Source organism: Blastococcus sp. SYSU D00820 (assembly GCF_054050695.1).
In genome coordinates this window covers 184,594-200,414 of sequence record NZ_JBJGZW010000001.1, presented here as the reverse complement: position 1 = coordinate 200,414, position 15,821 = coordinate 184,594, and the positions used below count along the sequence as shown (strand labels likewise).

The following is a 15,821-nucleotide window of genomic DNA, read 5'->3' as shown; positions in this document are numbered from 1 at the left end:
CCCCGACCATTCCGTCCGATGCCGATCCGACGGCGTGTCGGATCGGCATCGGGGAAATGCCGGTGACCGTTTCCACCGGTGTCGACTTGGCGATGTCACGCCGTTCCGGGGACCGGTTCCGACCATTCCGGAACGCGCTGGGAATGGTCGGGTCCGCCCCGGCGGCCGGCCGGGGCCGGCCGCCGGGGAACGGGTCAGTGGACGAACGTGCCGACGGTGCTGCGGAGGCCGGCGGCCATCCGGGAGAGCTCGTCCACCGCGGCCCTGGTCTGGGTCAGCGCCTGGGTGGTGGCGTCGGCGGCGGTGGAGACGCTGGTGATGTTCTCGGCGATCTGCCCCGAGCCGCCGGCGGCCTCCTGCACCGACCGCGACATCTCCTGCGTGGTGGCCGTCTGCTCCTCCACGGCGCTGGCGATGGTGGTCTGGCGGTCGGCGATCTGGCCGACGATCGAGCTGATCTCGGCGATCGCGGAGACGGCGTCCCCGGTGTCGGCCTGGATCGCCTGGACGCGGCGGGCGATGTCCTCGGTCGCCTTCGCCGTCTCCTGCGCCAGCTCCTTCACCTCGTTCGCGACCACCGCGAAGCCCTTCCCGGCCTCACCGGCCCGGGCGGCCTCGATGGTGGCGTTCAGCGCCAGCAGGTTCGTCTGCTCGGCGATCGAGGTGATCACCTTGACGACGTTGCCGATCTCCGCCGAGCTCTCGCCCAGCTTGGCCACCGTCGCCGTCGTCGTCTCCGCCGCCGTGACCGCCCGCGCGGCCACGGACGAGGCCTCGGCCGCGTTCTGCGAGATCTCCCGGATCGAGGCACCCATCTGCTCGGCGCCCGCGGCCACCGTCGCCACGCTGCGCGACACCCCCTCCGCCGCGCCGGCGACGACACCGGACTGCGCCGACGTCTCCTCGGCCGACGCCGAGATCTGCGCGGAGTTGGCCGACAGCTCCTCCGAGCTCGCGGCGACCGCATCGGCGGAGGCCCGGATCTCGGCGACGGTGCCCGCCATGGTCGCTGCGGCGGTGTTCAGCGCACCGGCCATCTGCCCCAACTCGTCCCGGCCGCGGACCTCGAGCCGGGTGGTGAGGTCACGGGCGGCGAGCCGCTCGAGCGCCCGCTGGACGCGCCGGACGCCGCCGACGATGCCGCGCGACACGAACCAGGCGAAGCCGCCTCCGAGGAGGAGGGCGACGGCGGAGACGACCAGCGACACGGTGATCGTCTCGGACTCGGCCGCCTGGGCCTCCGCCCGGGTGCTCGCCACGCGGGCGTCCACCGAGTCGACCAGCTCGGTCATCGCCTGGTCGAGGACGTAGAACACGTCCCACTTCTCACCGGTGGAGACCGCGTCGCCCTCGTCCAGCCGGCCGGCCGCCCAGAGCTGGAAGATCTGGTCGTTGTAGTCGCTCATCTGCGCCCAGTTGGCCTCGATGGCGTCCAGGCTGTCGCGGCCCTGCTGGTCGAGCAGGTCGCGGTCGAGGTCGAACAGCCGCTCGAAGCCCTCCGCCCCGTCGCGGTAGTTGGGCACGTTGTCCCCGGTGGGCGCGGCGGCCACGGCGCCGCCGTCGACCCGGGCGCGCCAGGCGGTGATGTTCTGCCAGTTGGCCGCCCAGAGCAGGTCGTAGCGCGCCGTCTCGACGGTGCGCTGGACGTCCACGGCGGCGGTGGCCTGCGCGTCGAGGTCCGCGATCCGGGAGGCGCCGACGATGCCGGTCACCGTCGCGGCGATCAGGCCGCAGACCAGCGCGGCGCTGACCGCGGCGATCCGGGTCGCGATGCCCCGGTCGCGGTACCAGTGGCGGGCCGGCGGCCCGGTCGGGATGGTCACGGTGGGAGGTCTCCTCGGGGATCAGTAGGTGAAGCGGCCGACGGCGGTGCGGAGGCCGGCGGCCATCCGCGAGAGCTCGTCGACGGCGACGCGGGTCTGGGTCAGGGCCTGGGTGGTGGACTCGGCAGCGGTGGAGACGCCGGTGATGTTGGCGGCGATCTCGCCGGTGCCGCCGGCGGCCTCCTGCACCGACCGCGACATCTCCTGGGTGGTGGCGGTCTGCTCCTCGACGGCCGAGGCGATGGTGGTCTGGCGGTCGGAGATCTGGGCGACGATCTGGGAGATCTCCCCGATCGCGGTCACGGCGTCGCCGGTGTCGGCCTGGATCGCCTGCACGCGCCGTGCGATGTCCTCGGTGGCCTTGGCCGTCTCCTGGGCCAGCTCCTTGACCTCGTTGGCCACCACCGCGAAGCCCTTCCCGGCCTCACCGGCCCGGGCGGCCTCGATGGTGGCGTTCAGCGCCAGCAGGTTCGTCTGCTCCGCGATGCTGGTGATCACCTTGACCACGTTGCCGATCTCCGCCGAGCTCTCCCCGAGCTTGGCCACGGTCGCGGTGGTGGTCCGCGCGGTGGTCACCGCCCGGGAGGCGACCTGCGAGGCCTCCGCGGCGTTGCTGGCGATCTCCCGGATCGAGGCACCCATCTGCTCGGCACCCGCGGCCACGGTCTGCACGCTGCGGGAGACCTCCTCGGCCGCGCCCGAGACGACACCGGACTGGGCGGCCGTCTCCTCGGCCGACGCCGAGATCTGCGCGGAGTTGGCCGACAGCTCCTCCGAGCTCGCGGCGACGGCGTCGGCGGAGGCGCTCACCCCGGCGAGGACCTCCCGCAGGCGGCTCCGGGCGGCGTCGAGGGACGCGGCCATGCGCCCCACCTCGTCCCGGGACCGCACCCCGGAGGCCACCGTCAGGTCGCCGGCCTCGAGCGCCTCGGCGACCCGCTGCACCCGGCCGAGGGTCCGGGCCATGGACCGCGCCACGAGCCAGCCGATCAGGCCGGCTCCGACGGCTCCCGCGGCGAGGAGGACGACCAGCACGGTCCGGGTGTCGGCATACCGCTCGTCCGCGTCGACCACCGCGGTGCGCCCGGCGGCGGCCTCCGCCTCGGTCAGCCCGGCGAGCAACTCCTGCACCCGCGTCATGTGCGGCGTGAGGAACTCGTCGCGCGCGGCGAAGTAGCCGCGGGTGTCGCCGGCAGCACTGAGCGGGAACGCGTGGGCGACGACCCCGTCGGCGAAGGCCGCGTACTCCGCCTGCACCTCGTCGATCGCGGCGGGATCGCCGGTCTCCGTGTGCCCGGCGTAGGCGGTCACGGCCTCGGTGAACGCGGCCGCGCGGGTGTCGAAGTCCTCGGCCCACCGCTGCTTGAACGCGGGGTCGAGCGAGAACGCGTGGCTGGTGACCGCCAGCTGCGACTGCGTCATCGCCAGCTCGGCCGCGGCCAGGTCGGCCGTGCCGGCGAGGTTGTGCTCGGCGAGGCTGCTCGTGGCGTCGTGCGTGGTGGCGAGGGCGCCCAGGCCGACGACGCCCACGGTGACGGCGACCGCCGTCGACACGCCCACCGCGCTGAGGATCTTCACCGCGACCGGGCGGTCGCTGAACCAGCCGGACCGCCGGCCGGGCGTCGGGGTGGGGGACATGGCGGGACCTCCTGTGCTCGAGGCGCTGGATCGCGGTCGTGAGGGGGGGTGCGCCTCGGTGCACGGGAACGGCAGTTCCCGGTGTTACTCGTGGTGCGGAAGGAATCCTGCGCCATTGCGGATCGTCCCGATCCGCTTTCCGGGGGCGTGTCGCGATCCCCGCCGAGAATGGTCGGCGACCGTTTTCGACCCGTCGTCATGTCGACACGGAGGGCCTGCGAGGAATGGCTGCGGAATGGCGGGAGCCCACGACCCCCCGCCAGGGTCGTGGGCTCCCGTCAGGAACGGTCGAGCAAGGACTCAGAAGGTGAACCGCCCCACCGCGGTGCGCAGGTCCGAGGCCATCCGGGACAGCTCGTCCACCGCGGTCCGGGTCTGCCCCAGGGCCTGGGTGGTGGAGTCCGCGGCGGTGGACACGCTGGTGATGTTCACCGCGATCTGCCCGGTACCACCGGCGGCCTCCTGCACCGACCGCGACATCTCGTTGGTCGTGGCCGTCTGCTCCTCCACCGCGCTGGCGATCGTGGTCTGCCGGTCGGAGATCTGCGCGACGATCTGCGAGATCTCCCCGATCGCGGTCACGGCGTCGCCGGTGTCGGCCTGGATCGCCTGCACGCGGCGGGCGATGTCCTCGGTCGCCTTCGCCGTCTCCTGCGCCAGCTCCTTCACCTCGTTCGCGACCACCGCGAAGCCCTTGCCGGCCTCACCGGCCCGGGCGGCCTCGATGGTGGCGTTCAGCGCGAGCAGGTTCGTCTGCTCGGCGATCGAGGTGATCACCTTGACGACGTTGCCGATCTCCGCCGAGCTCTCGCCGAGCTTGGCCACCGTCGCCGTCGTCGTCTCCGCCGCCGTGACCGCCCGCGCCGCCACCGCGCTGGCCTCGGCCGCGTTGCTCGCGATCTCCCGGATCGACGCGCCCATCTGCTCGGCACCGGCCGCCACGGTCTGCACGTTCCGCGACACCTCCTCCGCCGCGCCGGCCACCACACCCGACTGCGCCGAGGTCTCCTGCGCCGAGGACGAGATCTGCGCCGACGACGCGGCGAGCTGCTGCGAGCTGGCCGCCACGGCGTCCGCCGAGGCCACCACCGAGGTCAGGACCGAGCCCAGGCTCCGCTGGGCGGCGGTCAGCGCCGTCGCGACCCGGCCGGCCTCGTCCTGCGGGTGCTCGCCCGCCGAGACGGTGAGGTCGCCGGCCGCCATCGCCTCGGCGGCGGTCTGCACGGCCCGCAGGCTGCGCACCATGCGCCGGACGACCACGACGGTGAGGCCCGCGACCAGGACGACGGCGACGCCCGAGGTGAGCAACAGGGTGGTGATGGCGCTGCTCGCCGCCTCGTCGGTCTCCGCGTTGCGGGCTGCCGCCTCGGCGGACTGGGCCACGCCCTCGGCCTCCAGACCGTCGGCGATCTGGGTCAGCAGCGGGCTGGAGACCTCGCGGTAGAGCTGGGCGTAGGCGGCCAGGTCGCCGCGGTCGGCGGCGGGGAAGAGCTGGGTGGCGTTGGTGGCGAGGAACTCCTCGCGGGCCGCGGCGTAGGACTCCATGGCGGCCTCGTCGACGACGTAGGGGGCGTAGTCGGCCATGGCCGCCTCGATGTCGGCGTTCTTCTCCTCCATCTCGCCGAGCAGCTCCTGGCGCCGCGCCTGGTCGGAGACGGCGTACTCCAGCACCCGGGCGCGGTGCGCCGCGGTCGCCCGCTGGACGGCGGAGAGGGCGTTGAGCGGCTGCAGGTTCTCCGCGTAGATCTCCTCCTGCCCGGCGCGCATGTCGCTGATCCGCCAGACCGCCAGCAGGTTGGTGGCGAGGACGACGACGGCGAGCAGACCGACGAGGACGCCGATCTTCACGCCGATCGGGCGACCGGCGAACCAGCCGCCCTGCCGGCCGGGCGGGGCGGGGGTGGGGGAGGGGGACATGCGCGTTACTCCTGGTGCCAGCGGGAAGCGGGGGTGCTGCCCGACACGGTGGACCATTCCGCGCCGGTCGGAACCGTTTCCCCGGGTGTGTCGCGCACCATTCCGAGAATGGTCGACGACCGTTTTCCGCCGATCGTCATGTCGACACGGTCGGCGCCGGGCGGAATGGTCCCGGAAATGGCGGGAGCCCACGACCCCCGCCAGGGTCGTGGGCTCCGCCAGGAACGGTCGCGCAGGGATCAGAAGGTGAACCGGCCCACCGTGGTGCGCAGGTCGGCCGACATCCGGGACAGCTCGTCGACGGCGACGCGGGTCTGCGTCAGGGCCTGGGTGGTGGCGTCGGCGGCGGTGGAGACGCCGGTGATGTTCTCGGCGATCTGCCCGGTGCCGCCGGCGGCCTCCTGCACCGACCGGGCCATCTCGCTGGTGGTGGCCGTCTGCTCCTCCACGGCGCTGGCGATGGTGGTCTGCCGGTCGGCGATCTGGCCGACGATCGAGCTGATCTCGGCGATCGCGCTCACCGCCGCACCGGTGTCGCCCTGGATGGCCTGCACGCGGCGGGCGATGTCCTCGGTCGCCTTGGCCGTCTCCTGGGCCAGCTCCTTGACCTCGTTGGCCACCACCGCGAAGCCCTTGCCCGCCTCACCGGCGCGGGCGGCCTCGATCGTGGCGTTCAGCGCCAGCAGGTTCGTCTGCTCCGCGATGCTGGTGATCACCTTCACCACGTTGCCGATCTCCGCCGAGCTCTCACCCAGCTTGGCCACCGTCGCCGTCGTCGTCTCCGCCGCGGCCACCGCCCGCGTGGCCACGGACGAGGCCTCCGCCGCGTTCTGCGAGATCTCCCGGATCGACGCACCCATCTGCTCGGCACCGGCCGCCACCGTCGCCACGCTGCGGGAGACCTCCTCCGCCGCGCCCGACACCACGCCGGACTGCACGCTCGTCTCCTCCGCCGACGCCGAGATCTGCGCCGCGGACGCCGAGAGCTCCTCCGAGCTCGCCGCCACCGCGTCGGCGGTGCCGGCCACCGAGGCCAGGACCGTCCGCAGGTTCTCCTGCGCCACGTCCAGCGCGGCGGCCATCTGGCCCACCTCGTCGTGGGAGCGGACGCCGGTCGGCACGGTGAGGTTCCCGGTGGCGAGGGCGTCGAGGGCCGCCTTGACCCGCTGCACCGGGCGGGTCACCGAGCGCATGGTCAGCCAGCTGAGCAGCAGGACGACGGCCAGGGCGGCGACCGCCACCACGATCGACACCGTCTCGGCCTCGGCGATGGTGTCCGCCAGCTCGACCGCCGCGTCCTCGGTCGCGGCGGCGAGGGCGTCCTTCGCCGCCGAGACGGCGCCGTCGGTGAGGTCGTTGGCGGCCTGGATGCTCTCCCACTGCGCGCGGGCCGCGGCCTGGTCGGCCACCGCGCTGTCGACGAAGGTCCTGATGCCCTCCGTGTAGTCGCCGAAGCTCGCCTGCAGCTCCGCGACCGCGGCGGCCGGCTCCCCGCTCAGCTCGATCTCGGCCAGCTCGGCGAGCAGGCCCTCGGGGGTGGCGATGTCCTCGGACAGCTCCTGCAGCTGGGTGGCCGGGTCGGCGCGGACCAGGGCCTTGAACCCGTCGACCTTCAGCTCGCTGGCCCGGGTGTCGAGCTGGAGCACGAGCACCTCGGCGTGTGCGAGGGAGTCCAACTGGACCTGGGCGTCGCGGACGGCCGCGTTCCCGACGAGCGTGCTCGTCAGCAGGCCCCCGAAGGCGAGGACGACGACGCCCACGAGGATGCCGAACTTGACGCCGAGCGGGCGGTCGGCGAACCAGCCGGCCCGCGGGCCGGGCGGCTGGCGCAGGGAGGTCGTGCTCATGGGGACTCCAGGGGAGGGGCGGCTGGGACGGCTGGTGCACGAGGAGTGTCGCGAAGCCGGCGCGCGCACCACCGGAGCCCGAAACTCGATCGGACGGATCGTTGTACGTCCGGGGGGTCACCGTCCCCGGACGTCCGACATGTCGACGTCCTCCCGTGCTGCTGCACCAGCCGGTCCGCCTGCGTCCCGGGTGGAGCCGCAGGTCACGGGGGAGGAGCAGTCGACCGGTCGACGGCCCGGACGGCCGGCGCCCGCACCGGGGAGTGCGGTCGTCCCCGGAGGCAGGCCGACACGCGCCCGGGATCAGGCCAGGAGATCGGCCAGCCGGTCGAGCAGGACGACGACCTCGGAAGGGCCGGCCACGCGGGCGCGCGCGGCGGTCTCGCCGTCCCCCACCTTGACCGTGAGGTCCCCGGGCTCCAGGGCCCGGAACCCGTCCTCGTCGGTGACGTCGTCGCCGAGGTACATCGCGGCGGACACCCCGAGCTCCGCGCGCAGGCGGCGCAGCGCGCTGCCCTTGTCCGCGTCGGTGACGGCCAGCTCGAGCACGGCCTTGCCGGGCTTGCGCGTCAGTGACGGATCGGCCAGGGCATCGGCCTGCGCCAGCAGCTGGGCGGCCATCGCCGGATCGGCGACCTGGCGCACGTGCACCGCCACGCTGGCCGGCTTGACCTCGAACCGGGCGCCGGGCACCGCGGCCACCACGGGCGCCAGCTGCGCGGCGACGGCGTCCCGCCGGCCGGCGAGCTCGCCGGTCAGCGGGCCGTCGTACTCCGCCCCGTGGCTGCCCACCCACCGGAAGGCCCCGGACAGGCCGCTGGTGCGCTGCAGGTCGGCAACCCCGCGGCCGCTGACCAGCGCGACCGTCACGCCCTCGACGGCGGCGAGCCGGCCCAGCGCCTCGGCCACCCCGGGCTGGGGCACGGCGGCGGAGGGATCACCGACCAGCGGCGCCAGGACGCCGTCGTAGTCGCTGGCCACCAGCAGCGGGCGGGCAGCGGCCAGCCCGGCCAGCGCCTGCTCGAGGTCGGCCGGCAGGGTCACGCCTGGGCCTGGAGCGCCGCGAAGAACGAGCTGGCCCAGTGCTCGAGGTCGTTCTTCGCCAGGTACCGGCGCATCGCCCGCATCCGCTTGGCGGCCTCGGCCGGCTCGATCCGGAGCGCCCGCACGAGCTGGTTCTTCAGCCCGGCGATGTCGTGCGGGTTGACGAGGAAGGCCTGCTTGAGCTCGGCGGCGGCCCCGGCGAACTCCGAGAGCACCAGGGCGCCGGCGAGGTCACCGCGCGCGGCGACGTACTCCTTGGCCACCAGGTTCATGCCGTCGCGATAGGGGGTGACGAGCATGACGTCGGCGGCGCGGTAGAGCGCGGCCAGCTCCTCGCGCGGCACGGACTGGTTTATGTAGTGGACCGCCGGGGTGCCGAGCGATCCGAAGACGCCGTTGATGTGGCCGACCTGCTGCTCGATCGTCTCCCGCATGTGCACGTAGTGCTCGACCCGCTCGCGGCTGGGCGTGGCCACCTGCACCATGACCGTCTGCGGCGCCTCGACGACGCCGTCCTCGAGCAGCTCCTGGAAGGCGTTGAGCCGCACGCCGATGCCCTTGGTGTAGTCCAGCCGGTCGACACCCAGGATGATCTTGTCGGGGTCGCCGAGCTCCTTGCGGATCTCCGCCGCGCGGGCGACCACCTCGGGGGAGGCGGCCAGCTCGTCGAAGGCGGCGACGTCGATCGAGATGGGGAAGGCGCGGGCGGTGACCGTCCGGCCGTCGTACTCGATCTGCGGGCCGCGCGTCGGCAGGTCGTGCAGCCGGCGGGCCAGCTGGACGAAGTTGGTCGCCGCGCTGGGCCGCTGGAAGCCCACCAGGTCGGCGCCGAGCAGGCCCTCCACGATCGCCGAGCGCCACGGCAGCTGGGTGAACAGCTCGTAGGGCGGGAACGGGATGTGCAGGAAGAAGCCGATGGTGAGGTCGGGCCGGCGCTGCCGCAGCATCGCCGGCACCAGCTGCAGCTGGTAGTCGTGCACCCAGACGATCGCGCCCTCGGCGGCGACCTCGGCGGCCCGGTCGGCGAACCGCTTGTTGACCTGCACGTAGGCGTCCCACCAGGTGCGGTGGTACTCCGGCTTCTCCACGACGTCGTGGTACAGCGGCCACAGCGAGGCGTTGGACATGCCCTCGTAGTAGCGGTCGACCTCCTCCTCGGAGAGCTCGACCGGGATCAGCTGCATCCCGCCGGACTCGAAGGGCTCCGGTGCCGGACCGGCCGAGCCCGACCAGCCCACCCAGGCACCGCCGCGGCCGGCGACGAACGGCTCGAGCGCCGTCACCAGCCCGCCGGGACTGCGCTGCCACCGCGTGCTGCCGTCGGCCTCGGTGACCTGGTCGACCGGCAGCCGGTTGGCCACGACGACGACCGGGCTGTCCGCCCTGTCCTGTGCACTTCCGCGCTCAGCCATACCGGTGCGACCCTACCGACCCCGCGCGCTCAGAGCGCACGGGCCAGCGCGAACCCGCCCGCCGCGGCCCCCAGGCCGAGCACCACGGTGGCCGCCAGGTAGGCCACGGCCCTCGCCACCCGGCGCTGCTCCACCAGCGCGACGGCGTCGGCGCCGAAGGTGGAGAAGGTCGTCAGCGTGCCGCAGAAGCCGGTGCCGACCAGCGCCAGCACCCACCCGGGGACGGCGGCGGCACCCAGCAGGACGCCGAGGACGGCGCTGCCGGCCACGTTGACCACCAGCGTGCCCCGCGCCGGATCCCCGCCCCGCCGGCCGGCCAGGCGGACGGCCAGCAGCCGCAGCGGCGCCCCGGCGAGCGCTCCCGCGACGACCAGCAGGGGCGTCACGCGGCCGGCTCCCCGGTCAGCGCCCGACCGGCCCGCAGCCCGGCGACCACGGCCAGCAGCCCGCCGACGACCGACGCCAGCACGTACCCGGCGGCCAGCAGCGCCGCGCCGCCGTCGGCCAGCCGGACCACCTCGACGGCGAACGCCGAGTACGTCGTGTAGCCGCCGAGCACGCCGACGGCGAGGAACGGCCGCGGCCAGCCGGCGGCGGGGGAGCGGGCGGCGAGCACGGCGGTGAGCAGGCCGATCGCCAGGCAGCCGGTGAGGTTGACCAGCAGCGTCGCCCAGGGCCAGCCGCCGTCGGGGACCGGGAGCGCGAGGGTGACCGCCCAGCGCGCCAGCGCGCCCAGCGCGCCGCCGAGCGCCGCGAGGACGTAGGCCACGGGCGGTTCCCTCTCAGGCATAGGAGGCTCTACGCACGTATCGAGCCGTCAGACGTGCGCAAAGCCTCCTATGCCCACGCTCCTTCAGCGGCGGCGTGTCTCGGGGAACAGCAGGTCGACGAACCGCTCCACCGTCGGCTGGGGCTCGTGGTTGGCCAGCCCGGGCCGCTCGTTGGCCTCGATGAACACGTGCTCGGGGCCCTCGACGTCGGGCACCAGGAAGTCCAGGCCGGTGACCGGGATGCCGATCGCGCGGCTGGCCCGCACCGACGCCTCGGCGATCGCCGGGTGCAGCCGGTCGGTGACGTCCTCGATCGTGCCGCCGGTGTGCAGGTTCGCCGTCCGCCGCACCCGGATCCGCTGCCCGCTGGGCGGGACGTCGTCCATCGCGTAGCCGGCCTCGGCGACCACCGCGGCGGTGGTGTCGTCCAGCGGGATCCGCGACTCCCCGCCGGTCGCCCGCTCCCGCCGCTGGCTGGTCCAGCGGATCAGCTCCTCGACGGTCCGCCGGCCGTCGGCGACCACCTCGGCCGGGCGGCGCACGGCGGCGGCGACCACCTGGTGGTCGATGACGACCACCCGCAGGTCGTCGCCGGCCACCAGCTCCTCGACCAGCACCTCGGGGCAGAACTGGGCGGCCAGCGCGACGGCCTTCTCCAGGGCCTCGGGGGTGCGGACGCCGACGGTGATGCCCTTGCCCTGCTCGCCGCGGGCGGGCTTGACCACGACGTCGCCGAGCTCGTCCAGCAGCGCCCGGGCCTCGGCGAGGTCGCCGTCCAGCACGACCGCGCCGCGGGCGACCCGCACGCCGGCGCGCTCCATGATCCGGCGGGTGACCCGCTTGTCGTCGCAGCGGCTCATCGCCACCGCGCTGGTGAACTCCGACAGCGACTCGCGGGTCAGCACCGTCCGGCCGCCGAGCGACAGCCGCATCTCGCCCCACGCGCCGTCGGTGACCTCGACGCGGACGCCGCGGCGCAGCGCCTCCTCGGCGATGATCCGCGCGTAGGGGTTGAGGTCCTCCAGCCCCGGCGGGCGGGAGGCGAACAGCGGGGTGTTGATCGGGTTCTTGCGCTTGACGCAGACCGCCGGCGTGCGGCCGAACCCGAGCTTGCGGTACAGCGCGATCGCCCCGCTGTTGTCGTGCATGACGGAGAGGTCGAGGTAGGCGCGGCCGCGGCCGACGTAGCGCTCGGCCAGCACCCGCACCAGCGCCTCGCCGGTGCCGGGCGGCGCGTCCTGCGCGTGCACGGCCAGGCACCACAGGCTGGCGCCGTTCTCCGGATCGCCGAAGGCCAGCACGTGGTCGACGCCGGTGACCGTGCCGACGATCCGGCCGGTGCGCTGGTCCTCGGCCACCAGGTAGGTGAAGTCACGCGTGCGGTGGTTCTCCCACATGGTCACCGGGTCGCCGGTCACCATCCCGTTGCGGGCGTAGATGTCGTTGACCATCTGCATCTCGACCTCGCTGGTCACCGTGCGCACGAAGACCCCGCGGATCAGCTCGTGCCGCGGCCGGTAGCGGTGCAGGTCGAGCCGGTAGGTGAAGCTCGGGTCGATGAACAGCTCGTCGGGCGCCAGCGACACCAGCACGTGCGGGTCCCGCGGGTAGATGCAGATGTCGCGCCGGTCGGTCTCCTCGGCGCGCAGCGCGTCGACGATGCCGCGCAGATCGGAGAAGGTCTGCCCGAAGACCAGCCGCCCCCAGCCCATGTCGAGGACGACGTCGGTCGCCATGCCGCGGCGCTGGTGGGCCGAGGGCTGCTGCCAGGGACGGCTGGTGGAGGTGGGGACGTCGGCCACCGCGGTGCGGCGGCGGTGGCCGGCCAGCCGGGGAGTCACGGTCCGCCCTCCTCAGACCCCGTGGTCCTGCAGCCAGAGCTCCAGCAGCCCGAGCTGCCAGAGCTTGTTCCCCCGCAGCGGGGTGAGCTCCCCGTTGGGGTCGGCCAGCAGCCCCGAGACGTACTCCGGCCGGAACAGCGCCCGCTCGCGGGCGGCGTCGGAGGTGAGCGCGTCGCGGACCAGGTCGAGCACCTTGCCCTGCAGGTGGGTGATCGCCGGCACCGGGAAGTAGCCCTTGGGCCGGTCGATGACCTCCGGCGGGATGATCCGCCGGCCGATGGCCTTGAGCACCCCCTTGCCGCCGTCGGCCAGCTTGAGCTCCGGCGGGCAGGCGGCGGCCAGCTCGACCAGGTCGTGGTCGAGGAAGGGCACCCGGGCCTCCAAGCCCCAGGCCATGGACATGTTGTCCACGCGCTTGACCGGGTCGTCGACGAGCATGACCTCGCTGTCCAGCCGCAGCGCGGCGTCGACGGCGGTCTGCGCGCCGGGCGCGCCCATGTGCTGACGGACGAAGTCCAGGCTGGCGTCGCTGTCCAGCGCGTAGCGGTCGCTCACGACCTGCAGCAGGTCGGCGTGCGAGCGGTCGAAGAACGCGGCGGCGTAGCGCTCGACGGCCTCGTCGCGGCCGACGTCGGCCAGCGGCGGGTACCAGTGGTAGCCGGCGAACACCTCGTCGGCGCCCTGGCCGGACTGGACCACGCGGATGGACTGGCTGACCCGCTCGGACAGCAGGTCGAACGCGACGACGTCGTGGCTGACCATCGGCTCGGCCATGGCCCCGATCGCGTGGCCCAGCGCGCCGGCCAGCTCGTCGGAGGAGACCCGGATGCGGTGGTGGTCGGTGGCGAAGTGCTCGGCGATGACGTCGGAGTACTGGAACTCGTCGCCCTCGCGGCCGCCGACGGACTCGAAGCCGATGCTGTACGTGGCCAGGCCGGTCTGCCCCTCCTGGGCCAGGAGGCCGACGATGAGGCTGGAGTCCAGGCCGCCGGAGAGCAGCACGCCGACCGGGATGTCGGCGACCAGCCGGCGCCGGACGGCCGTGCGCAGCGCCTCCTCGATCGCGTCCTCCCAGTCGCGGGCGGACCAGCCGGCGTGCTCGCTGCGCCGCTCGTAGGCCGGCTGCCAGTAGCGGTGCTCCCGGCTGCTGCCGTCGGCCTCCACGATCCGCACGGTCGCCGGGGGCAGCTTGCGGACGCCGTTCAGCAGCGTGCGCGGCGCCGGGACGACGGCGTGCCAGGTCAGGTAGTGGTGCAGCGCCACCGGGTCGATGGAGGTGTCGACGTCGCCGGCGCGCAGCAGGGCCGGCAGCGTCGAGGCGAACCGGAGCCGGCCCGGCGTCTCGGCGAGGTAGAGCGGCTTGATCCCCAGCCGGTCGCGGGCCAGCACCACCCGGCCGGTGTCCCGCTCGTGGATCACGAACACGAACATGCCGTGCAGGTGGTCGACGACGTCGGCGCCCCAGTGGTGGTAGCCCTTGAGGATCACCTCGGTGTCGCTGGTGGAGAAGAAGCGGTAGCCGTGCCCCTCGAGCTCGGCGCGCAGCTCCCTGTAGTCGTAGATGCAGCCGTTGAAGACGGCGGTCAGGCCGAGCTCGTTGTCGACCATCGGCTGCCCGCCGGCGGCGGACAGGTCGATGACCGACAACCGGCGGTGCCCGAAGGCCACCCGCCCCGCGCTCCACATGCCCTGGCCGTCGGGGCCGCGGGGGACCAGCTGGTCGACCATCCGCCCGACGGCGGTGGTGTCGGCCAGCGTCCCGTCGAACCGGATCTCACCGGAGAGCCCGCACATGCATCATGATCCAACCCGAACCCCCGGCTCCCCGCTCGGCGAGCGGCGGGGGAGGTGGCCCACCTCACCGCGGTTCCACGTGGAACCGCCCGGTCAGCGCAGCGCCGCCACCGCGGCCACCACGTCGACCAGCCCGGTGCCCTTGTCCGGCGACGTCACGTACCCGCCGGTCGACGCGTAGGCGGCCCCGTCGGCGTACCGGTACGCGGTGCTCTTCAGCGCCGCCTCGATCTCCGCAGGCGTCGCCGCCGGGTCGGCCTGGAACAGCTGGGCGACGATGCCGGCCACGTGCGGAGCGGCCATCGACGTCCCGCTGATGGTGTTGAAGGTGCCGACGTCGAGCAGGCCCGGGCCGTGCTGCGGAGCCAGGCCGGTCGCGCAGATCGGGAGGTAGGGCCGGCAGGACGACGTGATGGTGTCGCCGGGCGCGGAGAGGTCCGGCCAGGTCGAGGGGTCGGCCGCGGCGCCGCGGGAGGAGAACTCGCTGACCACGCCGTCGCGGGTGCCGGTCTCCTGGTCGGAGTAGGAGGCCACCGAGATGATCCCGCCGGTCGGGTCCTGGCCGGGCGGGTTGGTCAGCGACGCCGAGCCGTCGCCGCCGTCGTTGCCGGCCGCCCACACGGTGACCACGCCCTCGGCGGCCAGCGCCCGCTGCAGCTTCACCGTGGCCGACTCCGGGTCGAACGCCCCGCCGCCCGAGGGGCCGTAGGAGTTGTTCGTGACCCTGATCGGGGGGCAGACGTCGGCGGGGACGCCCGCGCCGCACGGGTGCTCGTGGTTCTCCAGCACCCAGTTCAGCGCCGAGTCGGCGCCGACGATGAGCAGCACCGCGCCGGTGGAGATCGACACGATGCTCGCGCCGGGCGCGGCGCCCTGCAGCCGGGTGCCGTCGGACAGGACCGTGGGCCGGCCGGCGACGATCCCGGAGACGTGCGTGCCGTGCCCGCCGACGGCGAGGGTGTCGGTGTCGACCGCCGCCGGCACCGGCACCACGCAGTCGGGGGAGGTGCTGGCCTCGACCAGGCAGAGGCTCTTCAGGTTCGCCACGACCGCAGCGCCACCGCCGGCGTCGCGCAGGTAGGGGTGCGTGGGGTCCACGCCGGAGTCGATGACGGCGACCGAGACGCCGCGGCCGTCGAGCGGCTGCCCGTCGGCGCCGGTGAGCGTCGCGACCGCCTCGGCGCCGCGGGTGGCGGTGTGCGAGGTCGCGTCGGCGAACTCGATGGGGGTGTTGCCCTCGAGGTAGGTCACGCCGGGCTCGGACCGGACCGCCTCGACCTGCGCCGCGGTGCCGCTGGCGACGACGACGCCGATCCGCTCGAACTCGGTGACGGTGCGCATCCCGGTGGCCGCGACGGCGGCGCGCGCGGCGACGGCGTCCTCGCCGTGCACCAGGACGGTCGTCGTCCCGGTCAGCGTGGCCAGCTGGTCGGCCAGGAAGGGCTGCACGCGGGCCGGCAGGGGAGCGGGGGCGGCAGCGGCGGGGCCGGCGGCGAGCACCAGCCCCGCGACCAGCGCGGCCAGGCTCCCTCCCCCCAGGCGGCGGGCGGACCGGGTCATGGGCTCTCCTCGGCGCTGGGGCGAGCGGACACGTCCCCCTACCGAACGAGCCCGGCCGCGATGGGTCACGCCCGGCCGCCGTCCTCCCTGACCGCACGGCGTCCTCCCCGGCGGCGCACGGCCCGGGAGGACCCCACACGATCAGGGCCCCTGATCGTGTGCGCGGGGCGCCCCC

General features: G+C 74.2%; 11 protein-coding genes. All 11 read right to left on the bottom strand.

The features are described from left to right. Positions 1-194: 194 nt before the first annotated feature. A complete protein-coding gene (locus ACI79R_RS00910; RefSeq protein WP_456571687.1) occupies positions 195-1,823 on the bottom strand; it encodes a methyl-accepting chemotaxis protein in 1,629 nt (542 codons plus the stop codon). A 21-nt stretch (positions 1,824-1,844) separates the two neighbouring features. Next, positions 1,845-3,461 (bottom strand): methyl-accepting chemotaxis protein, encoded by a 1,617-nt coding sequence (locus ACI79R_RS00905; protein WP_456571686.1) that lies wholly within the window; start codon positions 3,459-3,461, stop codon positions 1,845-1,847. 300 nt (positions 3,462-3,761) lie between these two features. Further along, entirely contained in the window at positions 3,762-5,378 is a 1,617-nt protein-coding gene (locus ACI79R_RS00900; RefSeq protein WP_456571685.1) for a methyl-accepting chemotaxis protein, read from the bottom strand. A 239-nt stretch (positions 5,379-5,617) separates the two neighbouring features. Further along, entirely contained in the window at positions 5,618-7,225 is a 1,608-nt protein-coding gene (locus ACI79R_RS00895; protein WP_456571684.1) for a methyl-accepting chemotaxis protein, read from the bottom strand. Between the two features lie 303 nt (positions 7,226-7,528). Beyond that, on the bottom strand, positions 7,529-8,269 hold the full coding sequence (gene otsB / locus ACI79R_RS00890) for a trehalose-phosphatase (protein WP_456571683.1): 741 nt from the start codon (positions 8,267-8,269) through the stop codon (positions 7,529-7,531). Further along, a complete protein-coding gene (locus ACI79R_RS00885) occupies positions 8,266-9,681 on the bottom strand; it encodes an alpha,alpha-trehalose-phosphate synthase (UDP-forming) (protein WP_456571682.1) in 1,416 nt (471 codons plus the stop codon). The genes otsB and ACI79R_RS00885 overlap by 4 nt, the downstream gene beginning before the upstream one ends. A gap of 29 nt (positions 9,682-9,710) precedes the next feature. After that, positions 9,711-10,067, bottom strand: a complete 357-nt coding sequence (locus ACI79R_RS00880) for a fluoride efflux transporter FluC (protein WP_456571681.1) — start codon at positions 10,065-10,067, stop codon at positions 9,711-9,713. Further along, the gene (locus tag ACI79R_RS00875; protein ID WP_456571680.1) at positions 10,064-10,450 is read right to left on the bottom strand and encodes a fluoride efflux transporter FluC; all 387 of its coding nucleotides are present in this window, start codon (positions 10,448-10,450) and stop codon (positions 10,064-10,066) included. The genes ACI79R_RS00880 and ACI79R_RS00875 overlap by 4 nt, the downstream gene beginning before the upstream one ends. An 84-nt stretch (positions 10,451-10,534) precedes the next feature. Next, positions 10,535-12,292, bottom strand: a complete 1,758-nt coding sequence (gene ngg / locus ACI79R_RS00870) for an N-acetylglutaminylglutamine synthetase (RefSeq protein WP_456571679.1) — start codon at positions 12,290-12,292, stop codon at positions 10,535-10,537. 12 nt (positions 12,293-12,304) lie between these two features. Further along, positions 12,305-14,086: an N-acetylglutaminylglutamine amidotransferase gene (locus ACI79R_RS00865; protein ID WP_456571678.1), complete on the bottom strand. Its 1,782-nt coding sequence runs from the start codon at positions 14,084-14,086 to the stop codon at positions 12,305-12,307. A 93-nt stretch (positions 14,087-14,179) separates the two neighbouring features. Continuing rightward, positions 14,180-15,646 (bottom strand): S8 family serine peptidase, encoded by a 1,467-nt coding sequence (locus tag ACI79R_RS00860; protein WP_456571677.1) that lies wholly within the window; start codon positions 15,644-15,646, stop codon positions 14,180-14,182. Between the last annotated feature and the right edge of the window lie 175 nt (positions 15,647-15,821).